This window comes from Novosphingobium olei (genome assembly GCF_037076535.1).
In the GTDB taxonomy this organism is placed as follows: domain Bacteria; phylum Pseudomonadota; class Alphaproteobacteria; order Sphingomonadales; family Sphingomonadaceae; genus Novosphingobium; species Novosphingobium olei.
This window is the reverse complement of record NZ_AP029021.1, coordinates 60,504-85,581: the sequence shown is the minus strand read 5'-3', so window position 1 is coordinate 85,581 and position 25,078 is coordinate 60,504. Positions and strand designations below refer to the sequence as shown.

General features: G+C 64.3%; 18 protein-coding genes and 1 pseudogene. 7 read left to right on the top strand and 12 right to left on the bottom strand.

The features are described from left to right. Positions 1–111: 111 nt before the first annotated feature. The gene (gene istB, locus AACH40_RS00370; RefSeq protein WP_136955033.1) at positions 112–879 is read right to left on the bottom strand and encodes an IS21-like element helper ATPase IstB; all 768 of its coding nucleotides are present in this window, start codon (positions 877–879) and stop codon (positions 112–114) included. After that, positions 869–2,389 (bottom strand): IS21 family transposase, encoded by a 1,521-nt coding sequence (gene istA, locus AACH40_RS00365; protein WP_338645891.1) that lies wholly within the window; start codon positions 2,387–2,389, stop codon positions 869–871. Before istA ends, istB begins: the two co-directional genes overlap by 11 nt. A 383-nt stretch (positions 2,390–2,772) precedes the next feature. On the opposite strand from istA, the pseudogene AACH40_RS00360 reads away from it, so the two are divergent. Continuing rightward, positions 2,773–4,113: pseudogene (locus tag AACH40_RS00360) on the top strand (glycosyltransferase); the annotation flags it as partial. A gap of 278 nt (positions 4,114–4,391) precedes the next feature. Here the strand turns inward: AACH40_RS00360 and AACH40_RS00355 are convergent. The 4 genes from AACH40_RS00355 to AACH40_RS00340 form a co-directional block, all read right to left on the bottom strand. After that, on the bottom strand, positions 4,392–4,958 hold the full coding sequence (locus tag AACH40_RS00355; protein WP_338643747.1) for an LptA/OstA family protein: 567 nt from the start codon (positions 4,956–4,958) through the stop codon (positions 4,392–4,394). Next, positions 4,955–5,608: an LPS export ABC transporter periplasmic protein LptC gene (gene lptC / locus AACH40_RS00350; RefSeq protein WP_169494575.1), complete on the bottom strand. Its 654-nt coding sequence runs from the start codon at positions 5,606–5,608 to the stop codon at positions 4,955–4,957. The genes AACH40_RS00355 and lptC overlap by 4 nt, the downstream gene beginning before the upstream one ends. 19 nt (positions 5,609–5,627) lie before the next feature. After that, a complete protein-coding gene (locus AACH40_RS00345; protein ID WP_169494574.1) occupies positions 5,628–6,245 on the bottom strand; it encodes a ribonuclease D in 618 nt (205 codons plus the stop codon). A gap of 74 nt (positions 6,246–6,319) precedes the next feature. After that, entirely contained in the window at positions 6,320–7,624 is a 1,305-nt protein-coding gene (locus AACH40_RS00340) for a UDP-glucose/GDP-mannose dehydrogenase family protein (RefSeq protein ID WP_338643746.1), read from the bottom strand. A gap of 137 nt (positions 7,625–7,761) precedes the next feature. On the opposite strand from AACH40_RS00340, the gene ung reads away from it, so the two are divergent. Then, the gene (gene ung / locus AACH40_RS00335; protein ID WP_338643745.1) at positions 7,762–8,445 is read left to right on the top strand and encodes a uracil-DNA glycosylase; all 684 of its coding nucleotides are present in this window, start codon (positions 7,762–7,764) and stop codon (positions 8,443–8,445) included. A gap of 7 nt (positions 8,446–8,452) precedes the next feature. On the opposite strand, the gene AACH40_RS00330 is transcribed toward ung, so the two are convergent. The 5 genes from AACH40_RS00330 to AACH40_RS00310 all read right to left on the bottom strand — a co-directional run bounded on the left by AACH40_RS00330 (position 8,453) and on the right by AACH40_RS00310 (position 18,534). Further along, positions 8,453–9,148: an HAD family hydrolase gene (locus AACH40_RS00330; RefSeq protein ID WP_338643744.1), complete on the bottom strand. Its 696-nt coding sequence runs from the start codon at positions 9,146–9,148 to the stop codon at positions 8,453–8,455. A 97-nt stretch (positions 9,149–9,245) separates the two neighbouring features. Further along, positions 9,246–10,679 carry a glutamate synthase subunit beta gene (locus AACH40_RS00325; RefSeq protein WP_338643743.1) on the bottom strand — a complete coding sequence of 478 codons (1,434 nt, stop codon included), beginning with the start codon at positions 10,677–10,679 and terminating at the stop codon, positions 9,246–9,248. Between the two features lie 13 nt (positions 10,680–10,692). Beyond that, entirely contained in the window at positions 10,693–15,333 is a 4,641-nt protein-coding gene (gene gltB, locus AACH40_RS00320; protein WP_169494569.1) for a glutamate synthase large subunit, read from the bottom strand. A gap of 205 nt (positions 15,334–15,538) precedes the next feature. Next, positions 15,539–17,239, bottom strand: coding sequence for a hypothetical protein (locus AACH40_RS00315; protein ID WP_338643741.1), 1,701 nt, complete (start codon positions 17,237–17,239; stop codon positions 15,539–15,541). A 53-nt stretch (positions 17,240–17,292) separates the two neighbouring features. Then, on the bottom strand, positions 17,293–18,534 hold the full coding sequence (locus AACH40_RS00310; protein ID WP_338643740.1) for a TIGR04063 family PEP-CTERM/XrtA system glycosyltransferase: 1,242 nt from the start codon (positions 18,532–18,534) through the stop codon (positions 17,293–17,295). A 90-nt stretch (positions 18,535–18,624) separates the two neighbouring features. Between AACH40_RS00310 and AACH40_RS00305 the strand changes: the two genes are divergently transcribed. The 4 genes from AACH40_RS00305 to AACH40_RS00290 all read left to right on the top strand — a co-directional run bounded on the left by AACH40_RS00305 (position 18,625) and on the right by AACH40_RS00290 (position 21,739). Next, positions 18,625–18,780, top strand: coding sequence for a hypothetical protein (locus AACH40_RS00305; RefSeq protein ID WP_169494566.1), 156 nt, complete (start codon positions 18,625–18,627; stop codon positions 18,778–18,780). Between the two features lie 7 nt (positions 18,781–18,787). Then, positions 18,788–20,149 carry a putative O-glycosylation ligase, exosortase A system-associated gene (locus tag AACH40_RS00300; protein WP_338646201.1) on the top strand — a complete coding sequence of 454 codons (1,362 nt, stop codon included), beginning with the start codon at positions 18,788–18,790 and terminating at the stop codon, positions 20,147–20,149. Between the two features lie 81 nt (positions 20,150–20,230). Continuing rightward, a complete protein-coding gene (locus tag AACH40_RS00295; RefSeq protein ID WP_338643739.1) occupies positions 20,231–20,692 on the top strand; it encodes a MaoC family dehydratase in 462 nt (153 codons plus the stop codon). Positions 20,693–20,782: 90 nt separating this feature from the next. Further along, the gene (locus AACH40_RS00290; protein WP_338643738.1) at positions 20,783–21,739 is read left to right on the top strand and encodes a hypothetical protein; all 957 of its coding nucleotides are present in this window, start codon (positions 20,783–20,785) and stop codon (positions 21,737–21,739) included. Between the two features lie 127 nt (positions 21,740–21,866). Here the strand turns inward: AACH40_RS00290 and AACH40_RS00285 are convergent, their stop codons facing one another. Further along, entirely contained in the window at positions 21,867–23,123 is a 1,257-nt protein-coding gene (locus AACH40_RS00285; RefSeq protein WP_338646199.1) for a polyhydroxyalkanoate depolymerase, read from the bottom strand. Between the two features lie 160 nt (positions 23,124–23,283). On the opposite strand from AACH40_RS00285, the gene AACH40_RS00280 reads away from it, so the two are divergent. Beyond that, complete coding sequence (locus AACH40_RS00280; RefSeq protein WP_338643737.1) at positions 23,284–25,074, top strand: ABC transporter transmembrane domain-containing protein; 1,791 nt, start codon at positions 23,284–23,286, stop codon at positions 25,072–25,074. Positions 25,075–25,078: the final 4 nt, after the last annotated feature.

Below are 25,078 nucleotides of genomic sequence, written 5' to 3'. Positions count from 1 at the left end.
GGTGTCGACTGTTGAGTAGCGCTGAGGATTGACCCGGGATTATCACTGAGAATTGACCCGGGTGGGTGTGGGTTATGTGCTGCCCAAGAGGGGCACGGTCAAGAGTCGGGTTTATCCCTTTCTGGATTTGGGTGCGGCGGAGCTGGCCCTGAAGCGGAAGCTGTCATTGCCTGTCTCGAGGATGTGGCAATGATGGGTGAGGCGATCGAGCAAAGCTGTGGTCATCTTGGCATCGCCGAAGACGCCAGACCATTCGCTGAAGCTGAGGTTGGTTGTGATCACGACGCTGGTGCGCTCGTAGAGTTTGCTGAGCAGATGGAATAGCAGGGCGCCGCCTGACGGGCTGAACGGCAGATATCCCAGTTCATCCAGGATGATGAGATCGAGCTTGAGCAGCCGCTCGGCAATCTGGCCAGCCCTGTTGGCCGCCTTTTCCTGTTCAAGCGCATTGACCAGATCGACAGTGGCAAAGAAGCGCACTTTCCTGCGATGGTGCTCGACGGCCTGGACGCCAAGAGCGGTGGCCATGTGGCTCTTGCCGGTGCCAGGGCCGCCAATCAGCACAACATTGTCGGCACTGTCCATGAAGTCGCCGCGGTGGAGCTGACGTACCAATGCCTCATTGACCTCGCTGGCGGCAAAATCGAATCCGGCCAGGTCCTTGTATGCCGGGAAGCGAGCAGCCTTGATCTGATAGGCGATCGAGCGGACCTCGCGCTCGGCCATTTCTGCCTTGAGCAACTGGGACAGTGTCGGCACGGTCGCCTCGAACGCCGGGGCCCCTTGCTCGATCAGGTCGCTAACGGCTTGGGCCATGCCATACATCTTGAGGCCGCGGAGCATTACGACCACAGCAGCGCTGGCAGGATCATGACGCATGGCGCAACTCCCTCAGCGTGTCGTAGCGGCCAACATCGGCTTTGGGCTCCTTGCCGAGGCGCAAGGCTTGTGGAGCATCGATCGGGGGAGCCGGTGGTGCCTTCCCATCGATCAGGCGATGCAGGATATTGAGAACATGGGTTTTGGTTGCGACCCCGTCCTCGAGGGCAAGTTCAACAGCGCGCAGGACAGCCTGTTCGTCATGGTGCAGGACAAGGGACAGGATCTCGACCATTTCCTTGTCTCCGCCAGGCCGCTTGAGCAGCCTTACCTGTAGTTGCCGGAAGGCTTCGGGCATCTCCAGGAATGGGGCGCCATTGCGCAAGGCCCCCGGCTTGCGCTGAACAACGGCCAGATAGTGCCGCCAGTCATAGATCGTACGCCCGGACCTATGATGGGACCGATCAATGATCCGCTCGTGTTCACACAGGACCTGCCCTTCCGCGACAATGACGAGCCGTTCGGGGTACACACGCAGACTGACGGGCCGATTGGCGAAGGAGGCTGGCACGCTGTAACGATTGCGTTCGAAGGCAATCAGGCAAGTGGGTGACACACGCTTGGTTTGCTCGACGAAGCCATCAAAGGGTCGCCCCATGGGCATCAGGCTGGCCACCTCCTCGGCGTGTACATCTGCGATGGTGCCGGGCAGGCCGCCGTGATGGATGTTGGCCCACTGTGCGATGCATTGCTCTTCAAGCCAGACATTGAGTGTTGCGAGATCCGGGAAGTGAGGCATTGGCTGCCACAAGCGGTGGCGAGCGTCCTGGACGTTCTTCTCGACCTGCCCCTTCTCCCAGCCTGAGGCTGGATTGCAGAAATCCGTCTCGAACAGATAGTGGCTGGCAAGCGCGGCAAAGCGTGCGTTCACCTGTCGGGCCTTGCCGCGGCCAATCTTGTCGACTGCGGTTTTCATGTTGTCGAAGATCCCGCGCTGCGGCACGCCACCCAAAACTCGGAACGCCTGCGTCAGCGCATCGAACAACATCTCGTGGGTCTGCAGCAGATAAGCCCGAACGATGTACGCTCGGCTATGCGACAGCTTGGTATGAGCCACTTGCAGCTTGACCTGCTTGCCACCCAGAACCGCATAGTCCTCGCTCCAGTCGAACTGGAAGGCCTCACCGGGCTGAAATACCAGCGGCACGAATGTCCCGCGTCCGCTGGTCTGTTGCTCATATTGGCGCCCACGCTTCCATTCCCGCGCAAACGCCGCCACTCGAGCATATGAGCCGTCAAAGCCGAGTGCGACGAGATCGGCGTAAAGCTGCTTGGCCGTCCGCTTCTGTTTGCGCGACTTGCCAGCCTCCACCCGCAGCCACCCCGTCAACTTCTCAGCAAAGGGGTCCAGCTTGCTCGGTCTATCAGGAACCCTGAATACCGGCTCCACCGCCTCGGCGCGAAGATATTTGCGGATCGTGTTGCGCGATAACCCCGTTCGCCGCTTGATCTCGCGAATGGATATGCCTTGCCGAAAGTGCCAGCGGCGGATCACACTGAGTAGGTCCATGTCGATCACTCCGATGCCTCCCGACTGTCAGCCGGAGGCGAGGAAAGCATGGGTCAATTCTCAGTGATAATTTCTGGCCCTCCCGGGTCAATTCTCAGCGCTACTCAACAGTACATAGCGCCAATACGGACGCAGGATGCGCATAAGACCGCGCTGCCTCAGCAAATCATGGGATCGCGCCGATGCGGTTTCCATCTCCGCGCTGATGCTATCTAAAGACAATGTTTATGTCCGATCTAAAGATAACATAAAGATCAATACTAGTTAAAGTTTGGACCCAAGTCTCACCGTGTTGCACGCTTACACGTGCTTTCGCAATTGCGAAGAGGTTGCCATGCCTATAACGCTTCCGCGATGCGACGAGGCGACATGGATCCTTCATCATGAGGCAGGTCAGTCCCGTCGAAAGCCTCTCCGTCTCACTCGTGATTACTACTTATAATCACGCCCATTTTCTGCCCGACGCGCTCGACAGCGCGATGGCGCAGACCATGCTTCCTGCGGAGATCATCGTCGTCGATGATGGCTCTTCGGACGACCCGGCATCAGTCGTTGCGCGATATCCATCTGCCAGGCTGCTGCGCACCGCCAACCAAGGGCTTGCAGCGGCACGCAACGTCGGCCTCGAAGCTGCCCGCTCCCGGTTCATCGTCTTTCTCGATGCCGATGACGTCCTCTTGGAAAATGCCCTTGCCGATGGCGTGGCCTGCCACCTGGCGAATCCCGGCGCGGCGATGGTCTGCGGAGGCTTCCGTTTCGCCAATGCGGCACTCGAACCGCAAGGTGACGAAGTCTTTCCCCGGCTTGGCCCCCTCAGCCGGCACGCGCTTTTACGCGGCAATCAGATCGGCATGCATGCGACCGTGCTCTATGACGCCGCCCTTTTGCGAGCGGCCGGCGGCTTTGATCCTGGCCTTCGGCGCTGCGAGGACTACGAGCTCTACCTGCGGTTGAGCCGAACGCAGCGCATTGCCTGCCATCGCGGCATCGTTGCGCTTTACCGGATGCATGGTGCGAACATGTCGCTCGATGCCGTCGAAATGCTGGGATGGAACCGCAAAGTTCTTGAACGGCACAAGCCGGATGCGGCAGAAGTGGAAGCCCGGCGCGCCTGGAACGAAGGCATGCGCTCGCAACTGGGCGCCTTCGCCAACATCGTCTGGGCCAAGCAGAGGGCTCCGTCGAATTCCCGGTGGCGCCAGCGGAGACGAATGATGTCGCAAGCCCCGCTGACCACGTCGATGGCCGCGCTGCGACAGCTTGCCGTCCGGTGCCTTCCGCGCTCGCTCGCCGCTCGCCTGCGTGCCATCCGCCATCGTGCGCTTCTGGCAGACACCGGCCGTATCGATTTCGGCGATCTCGCCCGTGTCCGTCCCGTCAGCCAGGGTTACGGCTTCAGCCGCGGCACCCCGGTGGATCGCTTCTACATCGAACGCTTTCTCCAGCGCCACGCCGCCGAAATCCGGGGCCGCGCGCTCGAAGTGGCGGATCCCAAGTACTGCCGCCGCTTCGGAACGGGCGTGACGCAACAGGACGTGCTGAACGCGGCCCCCTCGCCCGAAGCGACGCTGGTGGGTGACCTGGGCACGCCCGGGGTCCTGCCCGACAACGCATTCGACTGCATGGTGATCACCCAGACGCTGCAGTACGTCTTCGACCTGCGCTCAGCCCTTGCGCAGATCCACCGCGCCCTCAAGCCCGGCGGCACGATCCTGGCAACAGTCCCGGCGATCTCGCCGGTCGATCACGCCGACTGGCAATGGTACTGGCTGTTTACCGGCCATTCTGTGCGCAAGCTGTTCGAAGACGCATTCGGCACCGGCAATGTCGACATCGACATCTGCGGCAACGCCTTTGCCGCGACCTGCTTCGTGCAAGGCATCGCGCAAGAGGATATCGGCGCCGCCTGGCTTGAGCCGAACGACCCCATGTTCCCGGTCTGCATCACGGTGAAGGCCACGAAGGCCGCACGATGCCCCCCCTCAATAGGGGGTAAACAGGGTCAGGACTTCTTAGGCACGCTGAAGGTGCCGCTGACCCGTCCGCCGTTACCCGAGCCCGAAACACCCGCGCCGCTGCGGCCATCCACGCTGGAGATGCCGGTGTTGAGGTCGATCACCAGACGTCCGCCGTTGAGCGTGTCGCCCGAACGACGCAGCGCCACGTTGCCGACCATGGTGATGATCTTGCGGTTGAAGTCATAGACCGCCGCATCGCCGCTCGCGCGCTCGTCGCGACGCGTGACGACGACGCCGCCGGTAGCATCGATCCGCTGGATCTTTAGATCGCCCGAATCGGTATAGGCGACGGTCGTCCGCGCGGCCTTCAGGCGCAGCTCGTCCTGGGTGATGTCGACATTGCCGGTCAGCACCACGCGCTTCTGCTTGTCCTGCAACTCGATCCGGTCGGCCGCATAGTCCACCGGCGCGTTGCTGTTGTGCGAGGCGATCGCCTGCGCCGACAGATGCCGCGCACCGGCGAAAACCAGCGACGCCCCGGCAAACCCGATCGCGACGAGGCGGAGGGATCGAGGGGAGGCTATTTTCTCGAAGTTCGCGTTTGTGCTCATTGCGATGTTGGACTTTTCATCTTGCCCGGCTCCATCCGCAGCCGCGCATTGCCGTCGAGCGTGACGGTGCGCTCTTCGAGATCGGCGCTTATCCTGTCGGCGGTGAATGTGCCAGCCGGAATCCGGCCCTCGACCCGCCCGCGGCTGACCATGCGCTTGGTGTTGATGTCGATGTCGCTGCCTTCGGTGACCATGCGATAGCCGTCCGAGGTCTGGAAGTTCACGGGCCCATCGACGGCGATCGTCTGGCGGGCGAAGTTGTATCCGCCATTGTTCGCGGTGAGGATGGCGGGGCCGTTGTCGAGCATGACCCGGGCGGTTACGTCGTGCATCTGGACGACGTTGTCGCGCGCCGAATGCTGCACTGCATTGCCCGCGGTGACCGAGAAATTGCGGCCCTTGTTGTCCTGCCCGCGATACATCGCGCTGATGACCTTCAGCCGGTCCTGCACCATCGCAACCTTGTTGCGATCGAGCAAGAAGCTGATTTCGCCACGCGGAGAGAGCGGGGCGAGGATCATCACCGCCAGCAGGGCACCGATCAGAATGGGCAGCCCGCGCGAAGCCAGCCGCACGAGCTTGTCGTGCAAGCCGCCCGGCGCCGCGAACAGGCGGCGGCGCGAACGGACCTGGTCAGCCTGAACGGTCATCGCCGGTCCCTGCCCACGATCACTCGTGGCTGAAGATGTCGCGGTCGGCCCACCCGGCGATATCGAGCAGCGCGCGCGTCGGAAGAAAATCGAAGCACGCCTGGGCAATCGCGGTACGGCCTTCGCGTTCCAGACGTTCCACCAGGATCGCGTGCATCGCGTGGAGATAGCGCACGTCCGAGGCGGCATATTCCTGCTGCGGATCGCTCAGCACCGGCCCGCCCCAGTCGCTCGACTGCTGCTGTTTGGAAATCTCCTTGCCGAGCAGTTCGCGCACCAAGTCCTTGAGGCCATGCCGGTCGGTGTAGGTACGCACGAGCTTGCTGGCGATCTTGGTGCAGAACACCGGCGTGGCCATGACCCCGAGATAATGCTGGATCGCCGCGAGATCGAACCGCGCGAAATGGAACAGCTTGATGCGCGCGGGATCCGCCAGCACGGCCTTCAGGTTGGGGGCATCGTAGCTGCTGCCGACGCGGAAGCGGACGAGATGTTCGTCGCCCCGGCCGTCGGAAATCTGCACCACGCAAAGGCGATCACGCGTGGTGATCAGCCCCATCGTCTCGGTATCGACAGCGACCACGCCGGGGGCGAGGCAATCGGCGGGAAGGTCTTCTTCGTGGAGATAAACGGCCATCACCGGCACTTAAGCCGAAGCGTCCGCGTCGGCAAGGTATCCCGCGCCGACCTATCCCGCTTGCTGGACGAGGATCAAGGGCGGCCGACGCTCGAATAGGTGAAGCCGGCTGCCCGCACTTCGGCCGGGTTGAACACGTTGCGCAAGTCGACCAGCACCTTGCCCCGGGCAAGCTGGCCGACGCGATCGAGATCGATCCCGCGGAAAGCATCCCATTCGGTCACCAACACCACCGCATCGGCGCCCGCGACGGCATCGTAGGTGCCCTTCGCCATGGTTACGTTGGGCAGCATGGGCGCGGCGATTTCCATGCCTTCCGGATCATACGCCACGACATCCGCGCCCGCGTCCTGCAGCGCTTGGACAATGGCGATCGAGGGCGCATCGCGCATGTCGTCGGTGTTCGGCTTGAAGGTCAGGCCCAGCAGCGCGATGCGCTTGCCGCGCGCATCCCCGCCCAAGGCCTCGATTACCTTGCGCCCCATCGCGCGCTTGCGCGAATCGTTCACGTGAACGACCGCTTCCACGATCCGCACCGGGCTGTTGTAGTCCTCGGCGGTCTTCAGCAGCGCCAGCGTGTCCTTGGGGAAGCACGAGCCGCCATACCCGGGGCCCGCGTGCAGGAACTTCGACCCGATGCGCCCGTCAAGGCCGATGCCGCGCGCCACGTCCTGCACATCGCCGCCGACCTTTTCGCAAAGGTCAGCCATCTCGTTGATGAAAGTGATCTTCGTGGCCAGGAACGCGTTGGCGGCGTACTTGATCAGTTCCGAACTGCGGCGGCTGGTGAACAGGATCGGCGCCTTGTTGAGGAACAGGGGGCGATAGACTTCGCTCATCACGCTACGCGCCCATTCGTCCTCGGCCCCGATGACGATGCGGTCCGGCCGCTTGAAATCGCCGATGGCCGCGCCTTCGCGCAGGAATTCGGGGTTGGACACGACTGCGAACTGCGTGGCTGTGCCCGAATCGCGAATGATCCGTTCCACTTCGTCCCCGGTGCCGACAGGCACCGTCGACTTGGTCACGACCACAGCCGGAGTCTTGAGATTTTCGGCGACTTCCTGCGCAACGGCATAGACATAGGTCAGATCGGCATGGCCATCGCCACGCCGCGATGGCGTGCCCACGGCGATGAAGATCGCCTGCGCGCCGTCGATCGCACTCGACAGGTCGGTCGAAAAGGACAGGCGGCCGGCCTTGACGTTCGAGGCGACGAGCTCGGCAAGGCCCGGCTCGTAGATCGGCATGATGCCCTGATGGAGACGCTCGATCTTGCCCGCGTCCTTGTCGATGCAAACCACGTCGTGGCCGAAGTCGGCAAGGCAAGCCCCGGATACGAGGCCGACATAGCCCGACCCAACCATCGCGATCTTCATTCGCAGTTCCTCGGCAGATGCTGTGCGGCCCGGGGCCGCGACAAAGTCTCTTCGCAGTGCAGCATTAGGGATTGTTCCGGAGGGGAGCAACCCTGCAAGGTTGCGCCCTGGCGCTGAGGAGCGCTACCGCGGGGGCGATGGCTGCAACATCCCTTCCCGAAAGCTGGCGTGAAAGTCTCGCCCCGATCCTCGAAACGCCCGCGCTGCGCCGCCTGGGCGGGTTTCTCTCTGCGGAGGAAAAAGCCGGAAAGACAATCTTTCCCCCGCGCGGCGAACGGCTTTCAGCGCTGGAACTAACGCCGCTGGACGCGGTGAAGGTCGTCATCCTGGGGCAGGATCCCTACCACGGGCCGGGCCAGGCTCATGGTCTGGCCTTCTCCGTCCGTCCGGGGGTCAAAGTGCCGCCGAGCCTCGTCAATATCCACAAGGAACTGGAAACCGACCTCGGCCTGCCCCGCCCCGGCCACGGCAACCTGGAAGCATGGGCGCGACAGGGCGTGCTGCTGCTCAACAATGCCCTGACGGTAGAAGCGGGCAATGCAGGATCGCACCAGCAGCGCGGCTGGGAGGAGTTTACCGACGCCGCGGTCGCCGCCGTGGCGCGACGCGACGTCCCCAGCGTGTTCATGCTGTGGGGCAACCACGCGCAGAAAAAGGCAGCGCGGATCCCTGAACTTTCGCAAGGGTGCCATCTCGTGCTGAAGGCCCCGCACCCCAGCCCGCTGTCGGCGCATTCCGGCTGGTTCGGATCGCGCCACTTCAGCCAGGCGAACGCATTTCTGGAAGCGCACGGGCGCGGCGCGATCGACTGGCGCGCCTGACGGGCAATCAGCCCAACGAAGCGATCCACCCCGGAAGCTCCGACAGCGATTGCAGCCGCGCATAGCGCGGCGCCCCTTCGGGTTCTTCGCGATGTTCGTGGACCCAGGCGCCTTCCTGCGGAATGAAGGCGGCATAGGCACCAGCAGCGAGCGCCGGGAGAACGTCGGACCGCATCGAATCGCCGGCCATCACCGCCTGATCGGGCTCCACCCCGTACTTTGCGAACAATCGAGAGAATGTCTCGCTGCGCTTGTCGCTGACGATCTCTACCCCGCTGAACAGATCCCCGAGACCCGAGGCCGCGAGCTTGCTTTCCTGGTGGAGCAGATCGCCCTTCGTCACCAGCACGAGCGGGGCGATGGCTGCGAGTTCGGCCAGCGTTTCGCTCACGCCGTCGAACAGCTCGACCGGGTGTGCCAGCAGGGCCCTTCCCGCCGCAAGGATTTCGGAGATCACGCCTTGCGGCACCGGATCGCCCACCAGTTCGAGCGCGGTTTCGATCATCGAAAGGGTGAAGCCCTTGGCACCATAGCCATAGAGCGGCAGGTTGCGCTCCTCGCACGCGACAAGGCGGGCGCTGGCGACGTGGGCATCGGCAAAGGGCTGAAGCATCTGCATCAGCGCCGTTTCAGCCACCCTGAAATGGCGCATGTTGTGCCAGAGCGTATCGTCGGCATCGAGGCAGATCAGGCGGATGGTCATGGCCGCCGCTTAGCGCGGACCGCTCGACATGCGCCAGCCCCATGCAAAAAGGGCGCCCCGTGCGGGACGCCCTTTTGCTTGATCGACAGACGAGCGCTCAGCGCGGCAGTTCGCTCACGCCCATCAGCGCTTCGTCGACGGCGCGCGCGCACTGGCGGCCTTCGCGGATCGCCCAGACGACAAGGCTCTGGCCCCGGCGCATGTCGCCGCAGGCGAAGACGTTGTCGACGCTGGTCTTGTAGTCGACGACGTTGCCCTTGACGTTGCCGCGCGCATCGAGCTCAACCCCCGCCTGTTCGAGCAGGCCCTGCTTGCGCGGGCCGACGAAGCCCATGGCGAGCAGGATCAGGTCCGCCTTGATGGTGAACTCGCTGCCTGCAACTTCCTGCATCTTGCCATCGACCCATTCGACGCGGACGCATTCGAGGCCGGAGACGTCGTTTTCGCCGACCACCCGCTTGGTCAGCACGGCGAATTCGCGTTCGCAGCCTTCCTCGTGGCTCGACGAAGTGCGCAGCTTGAGCGGCCAGTTCGGCCAGCTGAGCGCCTTGTCTTCCTTTTCGGGCGGCTTGGGCATGATCTCGAGCTGGGTGACCGAGAGCGCGCCCTGGCGGTTCGAGGTGCCGACACAGTCCGAACCGGTGTCGCCACCGCCGATGACCACGACATGCTTGCCGGTGGCGAAGAGCGAGCCGCGCGGAGCGGCGCGCAGTTCGTCATCGCCCGCGTTGCGCTTGTTCTGCTGGGTCAGGAATTCCATCGCCATGCGCACGCTGGGAAGTTCTGCGCCGGGGATGGTGAGCCCGCGCGGATCTTCCGCACCGCCCGCCAGCACCACTGCATCGAAGTTTTCCTGCAACGAGGCGAACGAGACCGTGACGCCAACCTCTACGCTGGTGCGGAACTGGACGCCTTCGGCCTCCATCTGCATCGCGCGGCGGTTGATCAGCTGCTTCTCCATCTTGAAGTCGGGGATGCCGTAGCGCAGCAGCCCGCCGACGCGGTCGTTCTTCTCGAACACCGTCACCGAATGGCCGGCGCGCGCCAGCTGCTGCGCGGCGGCAAGGCCTGCCGGGCCCGAGCCGACCACGGCCACCGACTTGCCCGTCTTCTTCGCCGGAACCTGCGGCGCGATCCAGCCTTCCTTCCAGCCCTTGTCGACGATCGCGCATTCGATCGACTTGATGGTCACCGGCTGGTCGACGATGTTGAGCGTGCACGCCGCCTCGCACGGGGCGGGGCAGATGCGGCCGGTGAATTCCGGGAAGTTGTTGGTCGAATGGAGATTGTCCAGCGCCTCGCGCCAGTCGTTCTCGTAGACCAGATGGTTCCAGTCCGGGATCTGGTTGTTCACCGGACAGCCGTTGTGGCAGTACGGAATGCCGCAGTTCATGCAGCGCGAGGCCTGGCCCTTGAGCCCTGCCTCATCGTGCGGAACGATGAACTCGCGGTAGTGCTTCAGACGCTCGGAGGGAGCGTCATAGGTGCGATCCTTGCGATCGATCTCGAGAAAGCCGGTTGCCTTGCCCATTGTAATCTAACCCTTATTCCGCCGCGACCGACGCGGCAGCGAGGCGCTCGGCCTCCATCTGGCGAAGCGCGCGCGCATAGTCGCGCGGCATGACCTTGACGAAACGCGGCAGTTCCTCGGCCCAATTGTCGAGGATGGCGCGCGCCCGCTTGCTGCCGGTGTGGAGCAGGTGGCGTTCCACCAGCACGCGCAGGCGCTCGGCATCGTGACGCAGCATGTCGCCCATGCCGTAGTCGTTGACGTCGACCCCGCGTTGCTGCGGACGGCCCGTGCCGTCGTCCTCGTCGCGCTCGGCCGAAATCGGCAGGAGGTCGACCATGGCGCCGTTGACGAGCTGCGCGAAGTTGCCGTCCACGTCGTAAACGTAGGCGACGCCGCCCGACATGCCGGCCGCGAAGTTGCGCCCGGTACGACCCAGAACGGCGACGACGCCGCCGGTCATGTACTCGCAGCCGTGGTCACCGGTGCCTTCGACCACCGCGATCGCGCCCGAATTACGCACCGCGAAGCGTTCGCCGGCAACGCCGTTGAAGTACGCCTCGCCCGCGATCGCGCCATAGAGCACGGTGTTGCCGACGATGATGTTGTCGGTCGCCTCGCGCTCGACGTGTGCCGGCGGGCGCACGATCACGCGGCCGCCCGACAGGCCCTTGCCGACATAATCGTTGGCATCACCAACCAGGTCCACCGTCACGCCGTGCGCCAGGAACGCGCCGAACGACTGGCCCGCCACGCCCTTGAACGAGATAGCGATGGTGTTGTCCGGCAGGCCGCGATGGCCATAGCGACGCGCGACCTCGCCCGAGAGCATGGCGCCCACGGTGCGGTTGACGTTGATGACGTTGCGCTCGATGCGCACCGCCTCGCCGTTTTCGAGCGCAGGCTTGGCCGCCGCGATCAAGTCGTTGTCCAGCGCCGCTTCGAGGCCGTGGTCCTGCTTGCCGCTCCAGTTGAGCGTCGTGCCGGCCACCGGCTCGACCTTGTGCAACAGCTTCGACAGATCGATGCCCTGCGCCTTCCAGTGCTTGACCGCCTTCTTGACGTCGAGCCGGTCAACCCGACCGACCATCTCGGCGATCGTGCGGAAGCCCATCTCGGCCATGATCGCCCGCAGCTCTTCGGCGACGAAGAAGAAGTAGTTGATCACGTGTTCAGGCTGGCCGGTGAAGCGGGCGCGCAGGACGGGGTCCTGGGTCGCGACGCCCACAGGGCAGGTGTTGAGATGGCACTTGCGCATCATGATGCAGCCGGCCGCGATGAGCGGCGCGGTGGCAAAGCCGAACTCGTCGGCGCCGAGCAGCGCGGCGACTGCGACGTCACGGCCCGTGCGCAGGCCGCCATCGGCCTGCACGCAGATGCGCGAACGCAGGTTGTTGAGCAGCAGGGTCTGCTGGGTTTCGGCAAGGCCGATTTCCCACGGGGAGCCCGCGTGCGTCAGCGAAGTCAGCGGCGATGCGCCGGTGCCGCCTTCGTAGCCCGAGATCGTGACGTGGTCGGCGCGCGCCTTGGAAACGCCCGCAGCCACGGTGCCCACGCCCACTTCGGACACAAGCTTGACCGAGATGCGCGCTGCCGTGTTCACGTTCTTGAGATCGTGAATGAGCTGCGCGAGGTCCTCGATCGAGTAGATGTCGTGGTGCGGCGGCGGGCTGATCAGGCCGACGCCAGGGGTCGAGTGACGGGTCTTGCCGATGGTCTTGTCGACCTTGTCACCCGGCAGCTGGCCGCCTTCGCCGGGCTTTGCGCCCTGCGCCATCTTGATCTGCACGTCGTCGGCATTGACGAGGTATTCTGCGGTGACGCCGAAGCGGCCCGAGGCGACCTGCTTGATGGCCGAGCGCATCGAATCGCCATTCGCCAGCGGCTTGAAGCGCGCCGGATCTTCGCCGCCTTCGCCGGTGTTCGACTTGCCGCCGATGCGGTTCATCGCCAGCGCCAGCGTGGTGTGCGCTTCCCAGCTGATAGAGCCGTAGCTCATCGCGCCGGTGGCGAAGCGCTTGACGATCTCGCTCGCCGGCTCGACCTCGTCGATCGAGATCGGCTGGTCCGCCTTCTTGAGCTCCATCAGTCCGCGGATGGTCAGCATCCGCTCCGACTGCTCGTTGATGCTTTCGGCGAATTCCTTGTACTTTTCAGGAATGTTGCCGCGCACCGCGTGCTGCAGGTTGGCGATGTTGCCGGCGGTCCAGGCGTGCTCCTCGCCGCGCAAGCGCAGCTGGTACATGCCGCCCACGTCGAGCATCTTCCGGTAGATCGGGTTGTCGCCATAAGCCGCCGCGTGGCGACGCACGGTCTCTTCCGCGATCTCGGCCAGGCCAACGCCCTCGATTGTTGTGGCCGTGCCAGTGAAGTACTTCTCGATGAAAGCGCTCGACAGGCCCACCGCGTCGAAGATCTGCGCGCCGCAGTACGACTGGTAGGTCGAGATGCCCATCTTGGACATGACCTTGAGGATGCCCTTGCCGATCGCCTTGATGTAGTTCTTCTGCACATCCTTGGTCGAAAGCGGCAGCTCCTTGTCGACGCGGATCGCTTCGAGCGTTTCAAAGGCGAGGTAGGGGTTGATCGCTTCGGCGCCGTACCCTGCAAGCACGCAGAAGTGGTGCACTTCGCGCGCTTCGCCGGTTTCCACGACGAGGCCGGTCTGCATGCGCAGGCCCTGACGGACAAGGTGGTGGTGCACCGCCGCCGTCGCCAGCAGCGCGGGCATCGGGATGCGGCTTTCGCACTGCGAGCGATCGGACAGGATCAGGATGTTCTTGTCCGCCAGCACGGCTTCGGTCGCCGCCCAGCACATTTCCTTGACCGCCTGCTCGAGACCGGCGGCCCCGGTCGCGGCGTCCCAGGTCGTGTCGATCGTCGCCGTGCGGAACGCACCATCCAGCGCGGCCTCGACCGAGCGGATCTTGGCGATGTCCTCGTTGGTCAGGATCGGCTGGTCGACTTCCAGCCGCTTGTGCGTGCCGGCATCGTGGCCAAGCAGGTTCGGGCGCGGCCCGATCATGCTGACCAGCGACATCACCAGCTCTTCGCGGATCGGGTCGATCGGCGGGTTGGTGACCTGTGCGAAGTTCTGCTTGAAGTAATCGTAGAGCAGGCGCGAGCGCTTCGACAGCACCGCGATGGGCGTGTCGGTGCCCATCGAGCCGATCGGATCGTCGCCGTTGATCGCCATCGGTTCGAGGAACTTGGTGACGTCTTCCTGCGTGTAGCCGAAGGCCTGCTGGCGATCGAGCAGCGAGGTGCTTTCGACCGGCAGCGCGGCGAGCTCGGGCTCGACGACCTCAAGCTCCTTGAGCTTGTACTGTGCGGCTTCCAGCCATTCCTCGTAAGGCTCGGCGTTCGCCAGCTCGGCCTTGATTTCCTCGTCCTCGACGATGCGGCCCTTTTCCATGTCGATCAGCAACATGCGACCCGGCTGGAGGCGCCACTTGCGGACGATATCCTCTTCGCGGAACGGCAGCACACCGCTTTCCGACGCCATGCAGATCAGGTCGTCGCGGGTGATCGAGAAGCGCGCGGGGCGCAGGCCGTTGCGATCGAGCGTGGCGCCGATCTGGCGCCCGTCGGTGAAGGCCACGGCGGCCGGGCCGTCCCAAGGCTCCATCAGCGCGGCGTGATATTCGTAGAACGCACGGCGCGACGGCGTCATCAGCGGGTTGCCGGCCCACGCTTCCGGGATCAGCATCATCACCGCGTGGGCGAGCGAGTAACCGCCCGCGAGGAGCAGTTCGAGCGCGTTGTCGAGGCTGGCGGTATCCGACTGGCCATGCGGGATCAGCGGCCACATCTTGTCGAGATCGGGGCCGAGCAGCTCCGATTCCATCGTGCGGCGGCGCGCGTTCATCCAGTTCACGTTGCCGCGAACAGTGTTGATCTCGCCATTGTGGGCAACGAAGCGGAACGGGTGCGCCAGCTTCCAGCTCGGGAAGGTATTGGTCGAGAAGCGCTGGTGGACAAGGCCCAGCGCCGACACGCAGTCCGGATCGCGCAGGTCGTCGTAGAAACCGCCGACCTGGGTCGCCAGCAGCAGGCCCTTGTAGACGATCGTGCGCGACGAGAAGCTCGGCATGTAGAGCTGGGTCACGCCCGGCAGGTCATACTTTTCGGCCATCGCCGCGAGCGGGTTCTGGGTCTGCTTGCGGATCGCCAGCAGCTTGCGTTCGAACGCGTCCTGATCGGGCGTGCCCGCCCCGCGCTTGATCACGCACTGGCGGATCACCGGCATCTGTTCGATGACGGTTTTGCCGAGGCCGTCGATGGTGGTCGGCACATCGCGCCAGCCGATCAGTTCCTGGCCTTCCTTGGCGATGAACTTCTCGAAGAATTCGGTGACGAAGGTGCGGCTGGCCTCGTCCTGCGGCAAGAAGCACATGGCCACGGCATAGTCGCCCGGCGCCGGCAGATCCTTGCCTTCGGCTGCGGCCCACTTGCGGAACAGCGCATCGGGCAGCTGGATCAGGATGCCTGCGCCATCGCCCAGCAGCGGATCGGCGCCCACCGCACCGCGGTGGTCGAGATTTCGCAGAATCTCGAGAGCCTGATTAATGATCGCGTGGCTTTTGACGCCTTTGATATGGGCAATGAAGCCCACACCACATGCATCATGCTCGTTACGCGGATCATAAAGGCCCTGAACCGGCGGAAATCCCATCTCGAAGGTGTTCCTACATCCATAAAGTGGAAACGGCGCGCGAATCACGCCCTTGCGAAAAGAGCGAAAGTTGCGCGAATTTCCCCCATGACTGCAGGAAAGTTATTTTGCAACCGCGAGAGGCAATTCCCGGCCTTAAGGGTGGCCGCAAATACGGATGCGGCGCTTCAGACGGTGGAAATCGGTATCCTTCGCCGGATCAGGGTCAGCCCCGGGCCGTCATCCGCTGGAGCGTGGCCAGCGCCGCGCGCAGAGCGCGCTCGGTCTCTTCGGCACCAGATGGCTCCGTGGGAGCTTGCGCAGCCACATGCGCTTCGTCCTCACCCGCCGCGCGCGGGCCCTGGCCCGGAAACACGACCACGGGCCGGACTTCCGCTTCATCAGCCGGTGCGGGCGGGACGATGAATTCTTGGCGCGGCGCGGCACTGCTACGGGCCGCAAGCGAAGATACGAAAGGCGGACGATCTAAGGGGGAGACGCTCGAAGCGTGCGACGAAGGTGCAGCGTTTACCGGGGGCACGGACAGGAAGCGCGGGACGACCACGTCGGCTTCGGCACTTTCGCCCGCTTCGTCCCAATTCGGTTCGAGCGCGCGCATCGCAGCGGGCTGGCGCACCATGGTCGTGTCGCGGTCGGATTCGCCAGGATCACGCGGTCCGTGCTCGGGCGCACCGAACAGGCGCGGAGGCCGCATGGTGGACACAGGATGCGCCGGCGGTTGTACGGGGCCGCTTGCGTCCTCGGAGACGGCGGCGGCGGCGGATGGTTCTTCGGAAACCTGTTCTTCGAAAACCTGAGGAGCCTCGACGACGGTCTCAGCCGCTGCCTCGGCGGGAGCGGGATCCGGCGAGACGAACACCTGGCGCTCGGCAACCGGCTCGGGCGGCGTCTCATCGACGAGCGGCACCGGTGCCGTGACCTGAACGGGCGCAACCGGAGCGGGCGCAACGGCCATTGCGTGGGCATGGGGTCCCTTGCGCCGATCACCCTCGATGGCAAGGGCGAGGCGCTCGATCAGCTGGACCAGGCCGAGCGATTCGAGCGGAGCGACGGCCAGCGCGGGCGCGACCGGGCGCGGCGTGACGGGCGGCATCGCAAAGACCGACGCGCGGTGGCCAATGGGCTCGGGCGCGATCTGTGCGGCGGGTTCTTCAGCTTCCAGTACAGGCTGAGACACAGGTTCTGGCGCAACTTCAGGTGCGTGATCGAGCGGTTCGGCCGTCTCGGCAACCTCGGACCATTCGGGCACATCCGCCTCGACGGGCGCGTCCTCCGTCTGATCGACCGCTTCGAAAGGCTCGACCTCGGTCCAGTCGGCTTCGAGAATGTCATGATCGGCCGACGGAGCAGGGTGTTCGGCCATCCAGGGTTCCGGGTTACCGGCCACGTCCAGCACCTCGTCGGCCTCCGCTTCGGCGGCTTCGGCGTAAGGGGGCTCGAATGCGAGCGCCTCGCTGAGGTCGAAGGGCTTGCGCGGCGGTGCATCGGGGTGGGCGTCGAACGCGCGGACAGCCGGCGGTTCATTGCTTTCGAAGGCTTCGTCCTCGACGACTTCGGGCACGTCGTGGAAACTGGCGCTCGCGGTGCGGCGGCGGACCACAGGTTCACTGCGAGGACGCAGGCGCAGCCCGACGAACACGCCGACGATCAGCCCCCCCGCCGCCATCGCCATCGCGATCAGCAGGCGCGCCGTCAGGCCGAGCGGCGGTGCCGCGGCAGGAACGACCGACGCGACGTTGGCGGCAGTCAGAGCCCGCTCGAACAGCGAGGATGGCACCGCAAAACTGCCCAGCCCGAACAGGGCGGCCAGCCATAGCGCCACGAGCGCGGGAAACAGGCGGTGGGCCGTTACCGGCTGTCGGGCCGATCGGGAAGGCGCGCGGTCTGCTGGCTGGCTTCGGCTCATGATGTCCTGACGTCTCAACTCTGGATCGATTCGCGTGCGGCCGGATGGTGTCCTCAGGCGGACAATCCTGCAGCATCAGGCGTCTGGCCTAAAGCGTTTTGGTAAACGCGATGATAACGCGCCACGTTGGAACTCCAGTCGTGATCCTTGCGGACGAACGCGCGCGCCGTCTCGCGCCGGGCCGGCCAGATGTCGCGCCGCCCCAGCAGATCGATCAGCGCGGCCGCCAGCGCCTGCGGATCATCGGGCGCAAACAGCGTGCCAGTGACATCGTGCGCGATCAGTTCGCGGTGCCCGCCGACGTCGCTTGCGGCGACAAGCTTGCCCTGCGCCATCGCTTCCAGCGGCTTGAGAGGGGTTACCAGTTCGGTAAGGCGCATCGCCTTGCGCGGATAGCAGACCACGTCGACGAGCGCGTAGTAGCGCTCGACTTCGTGGTGGGGTACGCGATCGACGAAGCGGATGGCATGGGCGGCGCTCGATGCCGCAGCCTGTGCGCGAACCGCGGCCGCCGCCGGTCCGCCGCCGACCAACAGCAATCGCGCGGCGGGCAGCGCGGAAACGATGGCGGGCATGGCCGCCACCAGATCGTCGAGCCCCTCGTAGGGGTAGAAGCTGCCGAGAAAGCCGATCACCGGCCCCTCGCCCAGTCCCAGTTGTTCTGCCAGCGCGGGATCGCGCGGCGGGGGATCGCCGAACAGTTCGAGATCGACTCCGTTGGGCATGATCGACAGCTTGCCCGGCGCCACGCCGCGCGTGATCAGGTCGGCGCGCAGTCCTTCGCAGATCGTCACCACGGCATCGGCGCGCGCGATCGCGCGATTCTCCAGCGCCCGCGTGAGGCGATATTTCGCCGACCCTTCGCGCCCCGTCAGGTTGCCGACGGCAGCATCCTCCCAGAACGCGCGGATTTCGTAGACCAGCGGAATGCCGAGGCGCCGCGCGGCCTGCGCGGCGGCGAGACCGCACAGCGCCGGCGAATGCGCATGGAGCACGTCCGGCCGGAAACCCTGCGCCACTTCGACGATCCGGGCTTCGAGCGCGCGCACCTCTCCCCATTCGCGCAGCAGCGGCAGTCCTTGCGGAAGGCCGGCCGTGCGGTGGAAACGGATGCCGTCGGCCGCTTCCACCGCGTCTGGCTGCGCCGCGCGCGTCTCGACATTGTGGCGTTGCCCGGTTACCCCTTCGACCTCGAACCCCAGGCGCTGCTGCGCCTTCAGGATCGCACGGGTGCGGAAGGTGTACCCGCTCTGCAGCGGCAGGCTGTGGTCGAGGACGTGGAGCACGCGGGTCATGCAGGATCCGATGCCAAGAAAAGCCTTAATAGGCCGTCAACCTCGTCGGCTTATGCGCAATCGGGCAACCAAGCCACAAGGGCCGAGACGATGATCGACATTTTCACGGTCCTGCTGCCCCACGCCCTGATGGCGCTGGCGGTATGGCGCCTGCTTCACCGCGATGACCTGGACGAAGACCCGGCATTGCCGCGCCAGACCATCGCATGGCGGCGTTCGCACCGGCCGGGCAAGAGCGAGCGCTGAGCGGGCGGTGCTCAACCTCTTCCTCACCGCGTTCGTCACCGCGTTCCTGCTCGCAGGGGTGCGCCGCCCGTTCCTGTTCGTGCTGGCCTACGCCTACATCGACATCGTGGCGCCGCAGAAGGTGACCTGGGGCTTTCTGCAGAGCGTCCCCGTATCGCTGATCGCGTTCTGCTGTGCCTTCGGTGCGTGGATGGTGGCCGAGGACAAGAACGGCATCCGCCTGTCCCCGCGCCAGTTCGTGCTGCTGCTGCTGCTGATCTATTGCGGGCTCACCACGCGCACCGCCGATTTCCCGGTCGAGGCCGCTGAAAAGTGGGGCTGGGTGTGGAAGGCGCTGATCTTCGCGCTGTTCCTGCCGCTGACGCTGCGGACGCGCTTGCGGATCGAGGCGCTGGCGCTGGTCATGGTGCTGTCGGTGTCGGTGATCGTGATCGGCGGCGGCATCAAGACGCTCGCCTCGGGCGGCGGCTATGGCGAACTGAAGCTGCTGGTGAACGACAATACCGGCCTTTACGAAGGCTCGATCATTTCCACCGTGGCCATCTGCGTGATCCCGCTCGCGATCTGGCTGGCGCGGCACGGGACGATCTTCAGGCCCAACTGGATGGTCTGGGCCTATGCCATCGGCCTGTGCTTTGCCTGCGTGTTGATGCCCGTGGGGACGCAGGCGCGCACCGGCCTTGTCTGCTTCGGCGTGCTGCTGGTGATGATGCTGCGGAGCACCAAGCGGCGGCTGCTCTACGTCTCTCTGCTGGGTGCCGGCGCGATGATCGCGCTTCCGCTGCTGCCGTCGAGCTTCAACGAGCGGATGAGCACGATCAAGAACCACAAGGCGGACCAGTCGGCATCGACGCGCGTGGCGGTATGGCAGTGGACGATCGAGTTCGCCAAGGATCACCCGTTCGGCGGCGGCTTCGATGCCTTCCGCCAGAACACGGTGTCCTACGATACCGAAAAGGCCGACTACGCCGGCGACAACAACGCAGTGATCGAGACCGAGCGGATCGAGGAACGCGGCCGAGCCTATCATTCCAGCTATTTCGAGATGCTGGGCGAACAGGGCTATCCGGGCCTGGCGCTGTGGCTGCTGCTGCACGTGATGGGCGTGATCCACATGGAGATCATCCGCCGCCAGTACGCCAAGAACCCACCCGAAGGCTTTGCCTGGGTCACGCCGCTGGCCGATGCGCTGCAGCAGGCGCAGATCGTCTACCTTGTCGGCGGCGCCTTCGTCGGCATCGCGTTCCAGCCGTTCTGCTACATGCTGGTGGGACTGCAATGCGGCCTTTCGGCCTATATCGGCCGGATCCGCCGCTCGGCTCCATCGCCCTTCCGCTCGGCGCGCAAGCCGGAAATCGCCGCACCTTAACCAAGCAATTAAGCGAGGGCTTGCCCACGCTGCGCCGACCCGCCATTGTCGTCCGCAAACCAGAATTGATGGGAGAGCGAGATGACCAGGTTCATTCCGGCCGCAGAGATCAAGGGCCTCGTCGGGCAAGTGGTCGGCAGCTCCAGCTGGGTCGAAGTGACGCAGGAGCGGATCAACCAGTTCGCCGAAGCGACCGGTGACTTCCAGTTCATCCACATCGACCCGGAACGCGCAAAGGACACTCCCTTCGGCGGCACGATCGCGCACGGCTTCCTGACGCTGTCGCTGATCCCGCTGCTGACGATGGAAAGCGATTGCCCGCGCCCGGAAGGCGTGAAGATGGGCGTCAACTATGGTGGCAACAAGACGCGCTTCCTCTCCCCCGTCCGTTCGGGCAAGCGGATCCGCGGCGTATTCAAGCTGCTGGAGCTGGACGAGAAACGCCCCGGCCAGTGGCAGCAGACAATGGAAATCACGGTCGAGATCGAAGGGCAGGACAAGCCCGCCCTGATCTGCGAGTGGATCACCCAGTTCTTCGTTTGAAAACTATGTGATGCGATAGAAGAACCGCTGATTGCGATAGCCAGGCAGGTTGTCTAACACTTGCTGAAAATGACCATCAGGAGCGGTCGTGTGGCTAAAATTGTGCGTCACCCCAATGTTGCCGACTACATCCTTGAGATGTCGCTCGATGAAATCGCACAGCGTCCTTCCGGCTTGATGGACTTGTTCGAGGATGGAAAACTCGTTGTCGTCAAGAATTATCGACTGCCGTTTGACTTCAGCGCAATGGAAGCGTTGGACGATAGAACTGACTCTATTGATGATCAAAAGATTCGCCGCAAGCTGAAGAAGCTGGAAGCAACGACCTTCTTTTCGGGAAAAGATCCTGAGAAGATAATTGATGAGAAGGGCGATGTTGAGTCGCTTCGCTTTGACACCCCCTTGCGACAAGCACTTTTCGCGTCGTTCTGCCGTTCAGACCCAAAGGTGTTCGCAAACGCATCCAATGCATTGCGCACAGCGCATGATGAATTGACGCGTATTTTTAAATTGTGCTTCCCCACTTACGAGACCACCCGACTTATATCCAGCTTACGCTTGACCGAAACGGTCTTCGAGAACCTTCATTGGGATAATCACTCGATCGATGATGATTTTCATCAAGCGCGAATTTTCTGCAACTTGGACAGACGCAAGCGAATTTGGAATGTCGGAGACCGCTGCATTGACTTCATGGAAGCAAATTACGCGAAGTATGACTTGGCACAATTTGCGGGACGCGATCCAAACGAGATGTTGAGCTATATTGCTGGCGACATTCTGGGTGGGACGCGGGACATCTGGAAGGATGACCGCCCGAGGCACCATGTGGCGTTCGAGCCAGGTGAAGTGTGGCTGGGTGAATCTCGCATGATCTCGCACCAGATTTGGTATGGTCAGCGAGCAATGGTCTATATGTGGTTTGTCAACGTCAACAGCATGCACGACAAGTCGCGGCGCTTCAACGCACGCGTAGAGGATTTGCATGCGCGCATGGCAGCCAACCTGCCTTCCTCCAGCTCGCATGAATCAATTGCAGCCGCATGAGAGTTCTCAGCAGATCTGACGACAGCTTCGGCTGTTGCGGAAAATAAGGATCGCCAGCTGCTCGCCTCTGACGATTGGAGGCGAGGCGAAAGCGGGACAGGTCAAGCTCTGCCCCGCTTTAGTTTGATCAGGCGACGACGGTCAGCTTGCGCGCCTTGGCCTTCTTTTCGAACTTGGCGATCCATTCGTCGACCACCGGCGCGATTCGGCTGCGCCAGCGCGTGCCGTTGAAGATGCCGTAGTGCCCGACTTCGGGCGCGAGGTGATACTGCTTCATCGCCTCGGGCAGGTTGGGCGTGACCTTCAGCGCGGCCTTTGTCTGGCCGATGCCCGAAATGTCGTCCTTTTCGCCTTCGATGCACAGGATGGCGGTATCCTTGATCGCGCCGAGATCGACAGGCGTGCCGCGGTGAACAAACTCGCCCTTGGGCAGCAGGTGCTGCTGGAACACCACGTCGACCGTCTGGAGATAGAACTCGGCGGGAAGATCGCAGACGGCGCGGTACTCGTCGTAGAACGCCTTGGTCGCCTCGGCGCTTTCATCGGCGCCTTGCACCATGTGCTGGAACAGCTTGTAGTGGCTCATCATGTGGCTGCCGAGGTTCATCGACATGAAGCTGGTGAGCTGGACGAAGCCCGGATAGACGCGGCGCCCCTCGCCCGGGTAGTTGCTCGGCACTTCGGTGATGACGTTGTGCTTGAACCAGACGTAAGGCTTGGTGATCGCGTGATCGTTGACCGCGGTCGGGCTTTCACGCGTATCGATCGGGCCGCCCATCATCGTCAGCGTGACCGGGCGACAGGGATGCTCGGCTGCCGCCATGACAGCGGTTGCCGCGAACATCGGCACCGACGGCTGGCAAACGGCCATCGCATGCGCGCCAGGGCCGATGTGTTCGAGGAATTCGATCAGGTAGTCGATGTAGTCGTCGAGATCGAAGCTGCCGTCGGCCAGCGGCACGAACTTCGCATCGGCCCAATCGGTGATGTAGACCACGCAACGTTCGAGCATGCGCTCGACCGTGCCACGGAGCAGCGTGGCGAAGTGCCCGCTCATCGGCGCCACGATCAGCAGGCGGGGCGCATCGGCGGGCAGCCCGGCGTGGGTGAACTTCTTGAGCTTGCCGAACGGCTTCTGCAGTTCGGTGGATTCGCTGACGGCATGGATCCCGCCATCGACCTGAATGGTCTTGATCCCGAACGCGGGCTTGCCGCGCGGGGCGGTGGCATGGGCGAACACGTCCAGCGCGGATGCCATCATCTGCGTGGCGCCAAGGCCGGCAAACGGCGAGCGCGGATCATTGAGCACGTCGGCAGTCATCGACGCCCAGGCGCTGCCTGCGTTGAGCAGCGAGCGCTGGATTTCATAGGCCTTGTAGAGCACCTGCGGCACCTTTCGTCTTCCGCCCTGCGGGGCGGACGGGATTCGATTGCCGCATAAATGCGCCCTTTTCGCGCATTGTGCAATGCAGCAGAAAGATGAGGGAGCCGGCTGCCTCTCGGTTCCCCTTTCCGCAGCGCACCGCATCGGCTAGTCGAGCGCGATGGACGAGGTTTCCCCTAGCGAACCGCAGGCGCCCGCGCGGCGCAGCCTGACTCCGTTGCGCATGGTGTGGCGCCAGGCGCTCAACTACCCGACGCAGGTCCTGCTCGCGCTGGCCGCGCTGCTGGTCACCTCGGGATCGACTATCGCCATCCCGGCAAGCTTCAAGGCGATCATCGACAGGGCCTTCGGCCCCGGTGCCAATGCGGCGACGATCAACAGTTCGTTCCGGCTGCTGATGCTGATCGTGGTCATGCTGGGGATCGGTACCGCCGTGCGCTTCTACTTCGTATCGTGGATCGGCGAGCGGGTGGTGGCGGACCTGCGGCTCAACGTCCAGAAGAACCTGCTGCGCCTGCCGCCGTCATTCTTCGAAACGAACAGCCCCAAGGAAATCTCGTCGCGGATGACATCGGACACCGCGATCATCGAACAGATCGTGGGCACCAGCGTGTCGGTCGCGCTGCGCAATATCCTGACCGCGATCGGCGGGGTGATCTACCTCTTCGCACTTGCACCGGGCCTGACCGCCGGCCTTTTGGTGGGCATTCCGGTTGTGATCGGGCCGATCGTGTTCTTCGGCGCGCGCCTGCGCAAGGCCTCGCGATCGAGCCAGGACCGCGTGGCGGACATCGGCGTGATGATTTCCGAAGTGCTGGGTGCCATGCGCGTGGTCCAGGCCTTTGGCCAGGAAGCGCGTGAGGCGCAGCGCTTCAGCGGCGCGGTCGAGCGCACCTTCGCCGCGGCGCAGCGGCGGATCCGCATCCGCGCGGTGATGACCGCCATCGTGATCTTCATGATCTTCGGCGCGCTGACGACGCTGATGTGGCGCGGCGCGCTTGCCGTCGCTGCGGGTCAGATCAGCGGCGGCACCATTGCCGCCTTCGTGCTGACCGGCGGGATCGTTGCCGGGGCGTTCGGCGCACTCACCGAAGTCTACGGCGACCTGGTGCGCGGGGCGGGCGCTGCGAGCCGTCTCAACGAACTGCTGCTCGAGCAGCCCGACATCGCGCCGCCGGCACGCCCGATCACCCTGCCGCAGCCACCGCGCGGCCAGATCGCGTTCCAGAACGTGAGCTTCCGCTATCCCAGCCGACCCGAGGTCTCGGCGCTCGAGGATTTCTCGCTGACCGTCGAACCGGGCGAGACTGTTGCCATCGTGGGCCCCTCCGGTGCGGGGAAATCGACCCTGTTTCAGCTCGCCGAGCGGTTCTACGATCCGCAGGGCGGCACGGTGCGCATCGATGGCGTGCCGCTGGCGCAGGCCGATCCTGCCGAAATCCGCGCCCGCATCGCGCTGGTGCCGCAGGAAGGCGTGCTGTTTGCCGCCTCGGCGCGCGACAACCTGCGCTATGGCAACTGGAATGCCAGCGACGACGAGATCTGGCGCGCGGCGCGCGATGCGAACGCCGAGGATTTCCTGCGCGCCTTGCCCGAGGGGCTCGACACGTTCCTTGGTGAAGACGGCGCGCGCCTGTCCGGCGGCCAGCGCCAGCGCATCGCCATCGCCCGCGCGCTTTTGCGCGACGCGCCGATCCTGCTGCTCGACGAGGCCACCAGCGCGCTGGATGCCGAAAGCGAGCGTTTGGTCCAGCAGGCGCTCGAACGCCTGATGCGCGAACGCACGACGCTGGTCATCGCCCACCGCTTCGCCACGGTGCGCCAGGCCGATCGGATCATCGTGATGGACCAGGGCCGGATCGCCGAACAGGGCACGCACGCCAGCCTGTCCGCACTCGACGGGCTCTATGCGCGGCTGGCGCGGCTGCAGTTCGAAGGCGCGGACGCCTGATCGA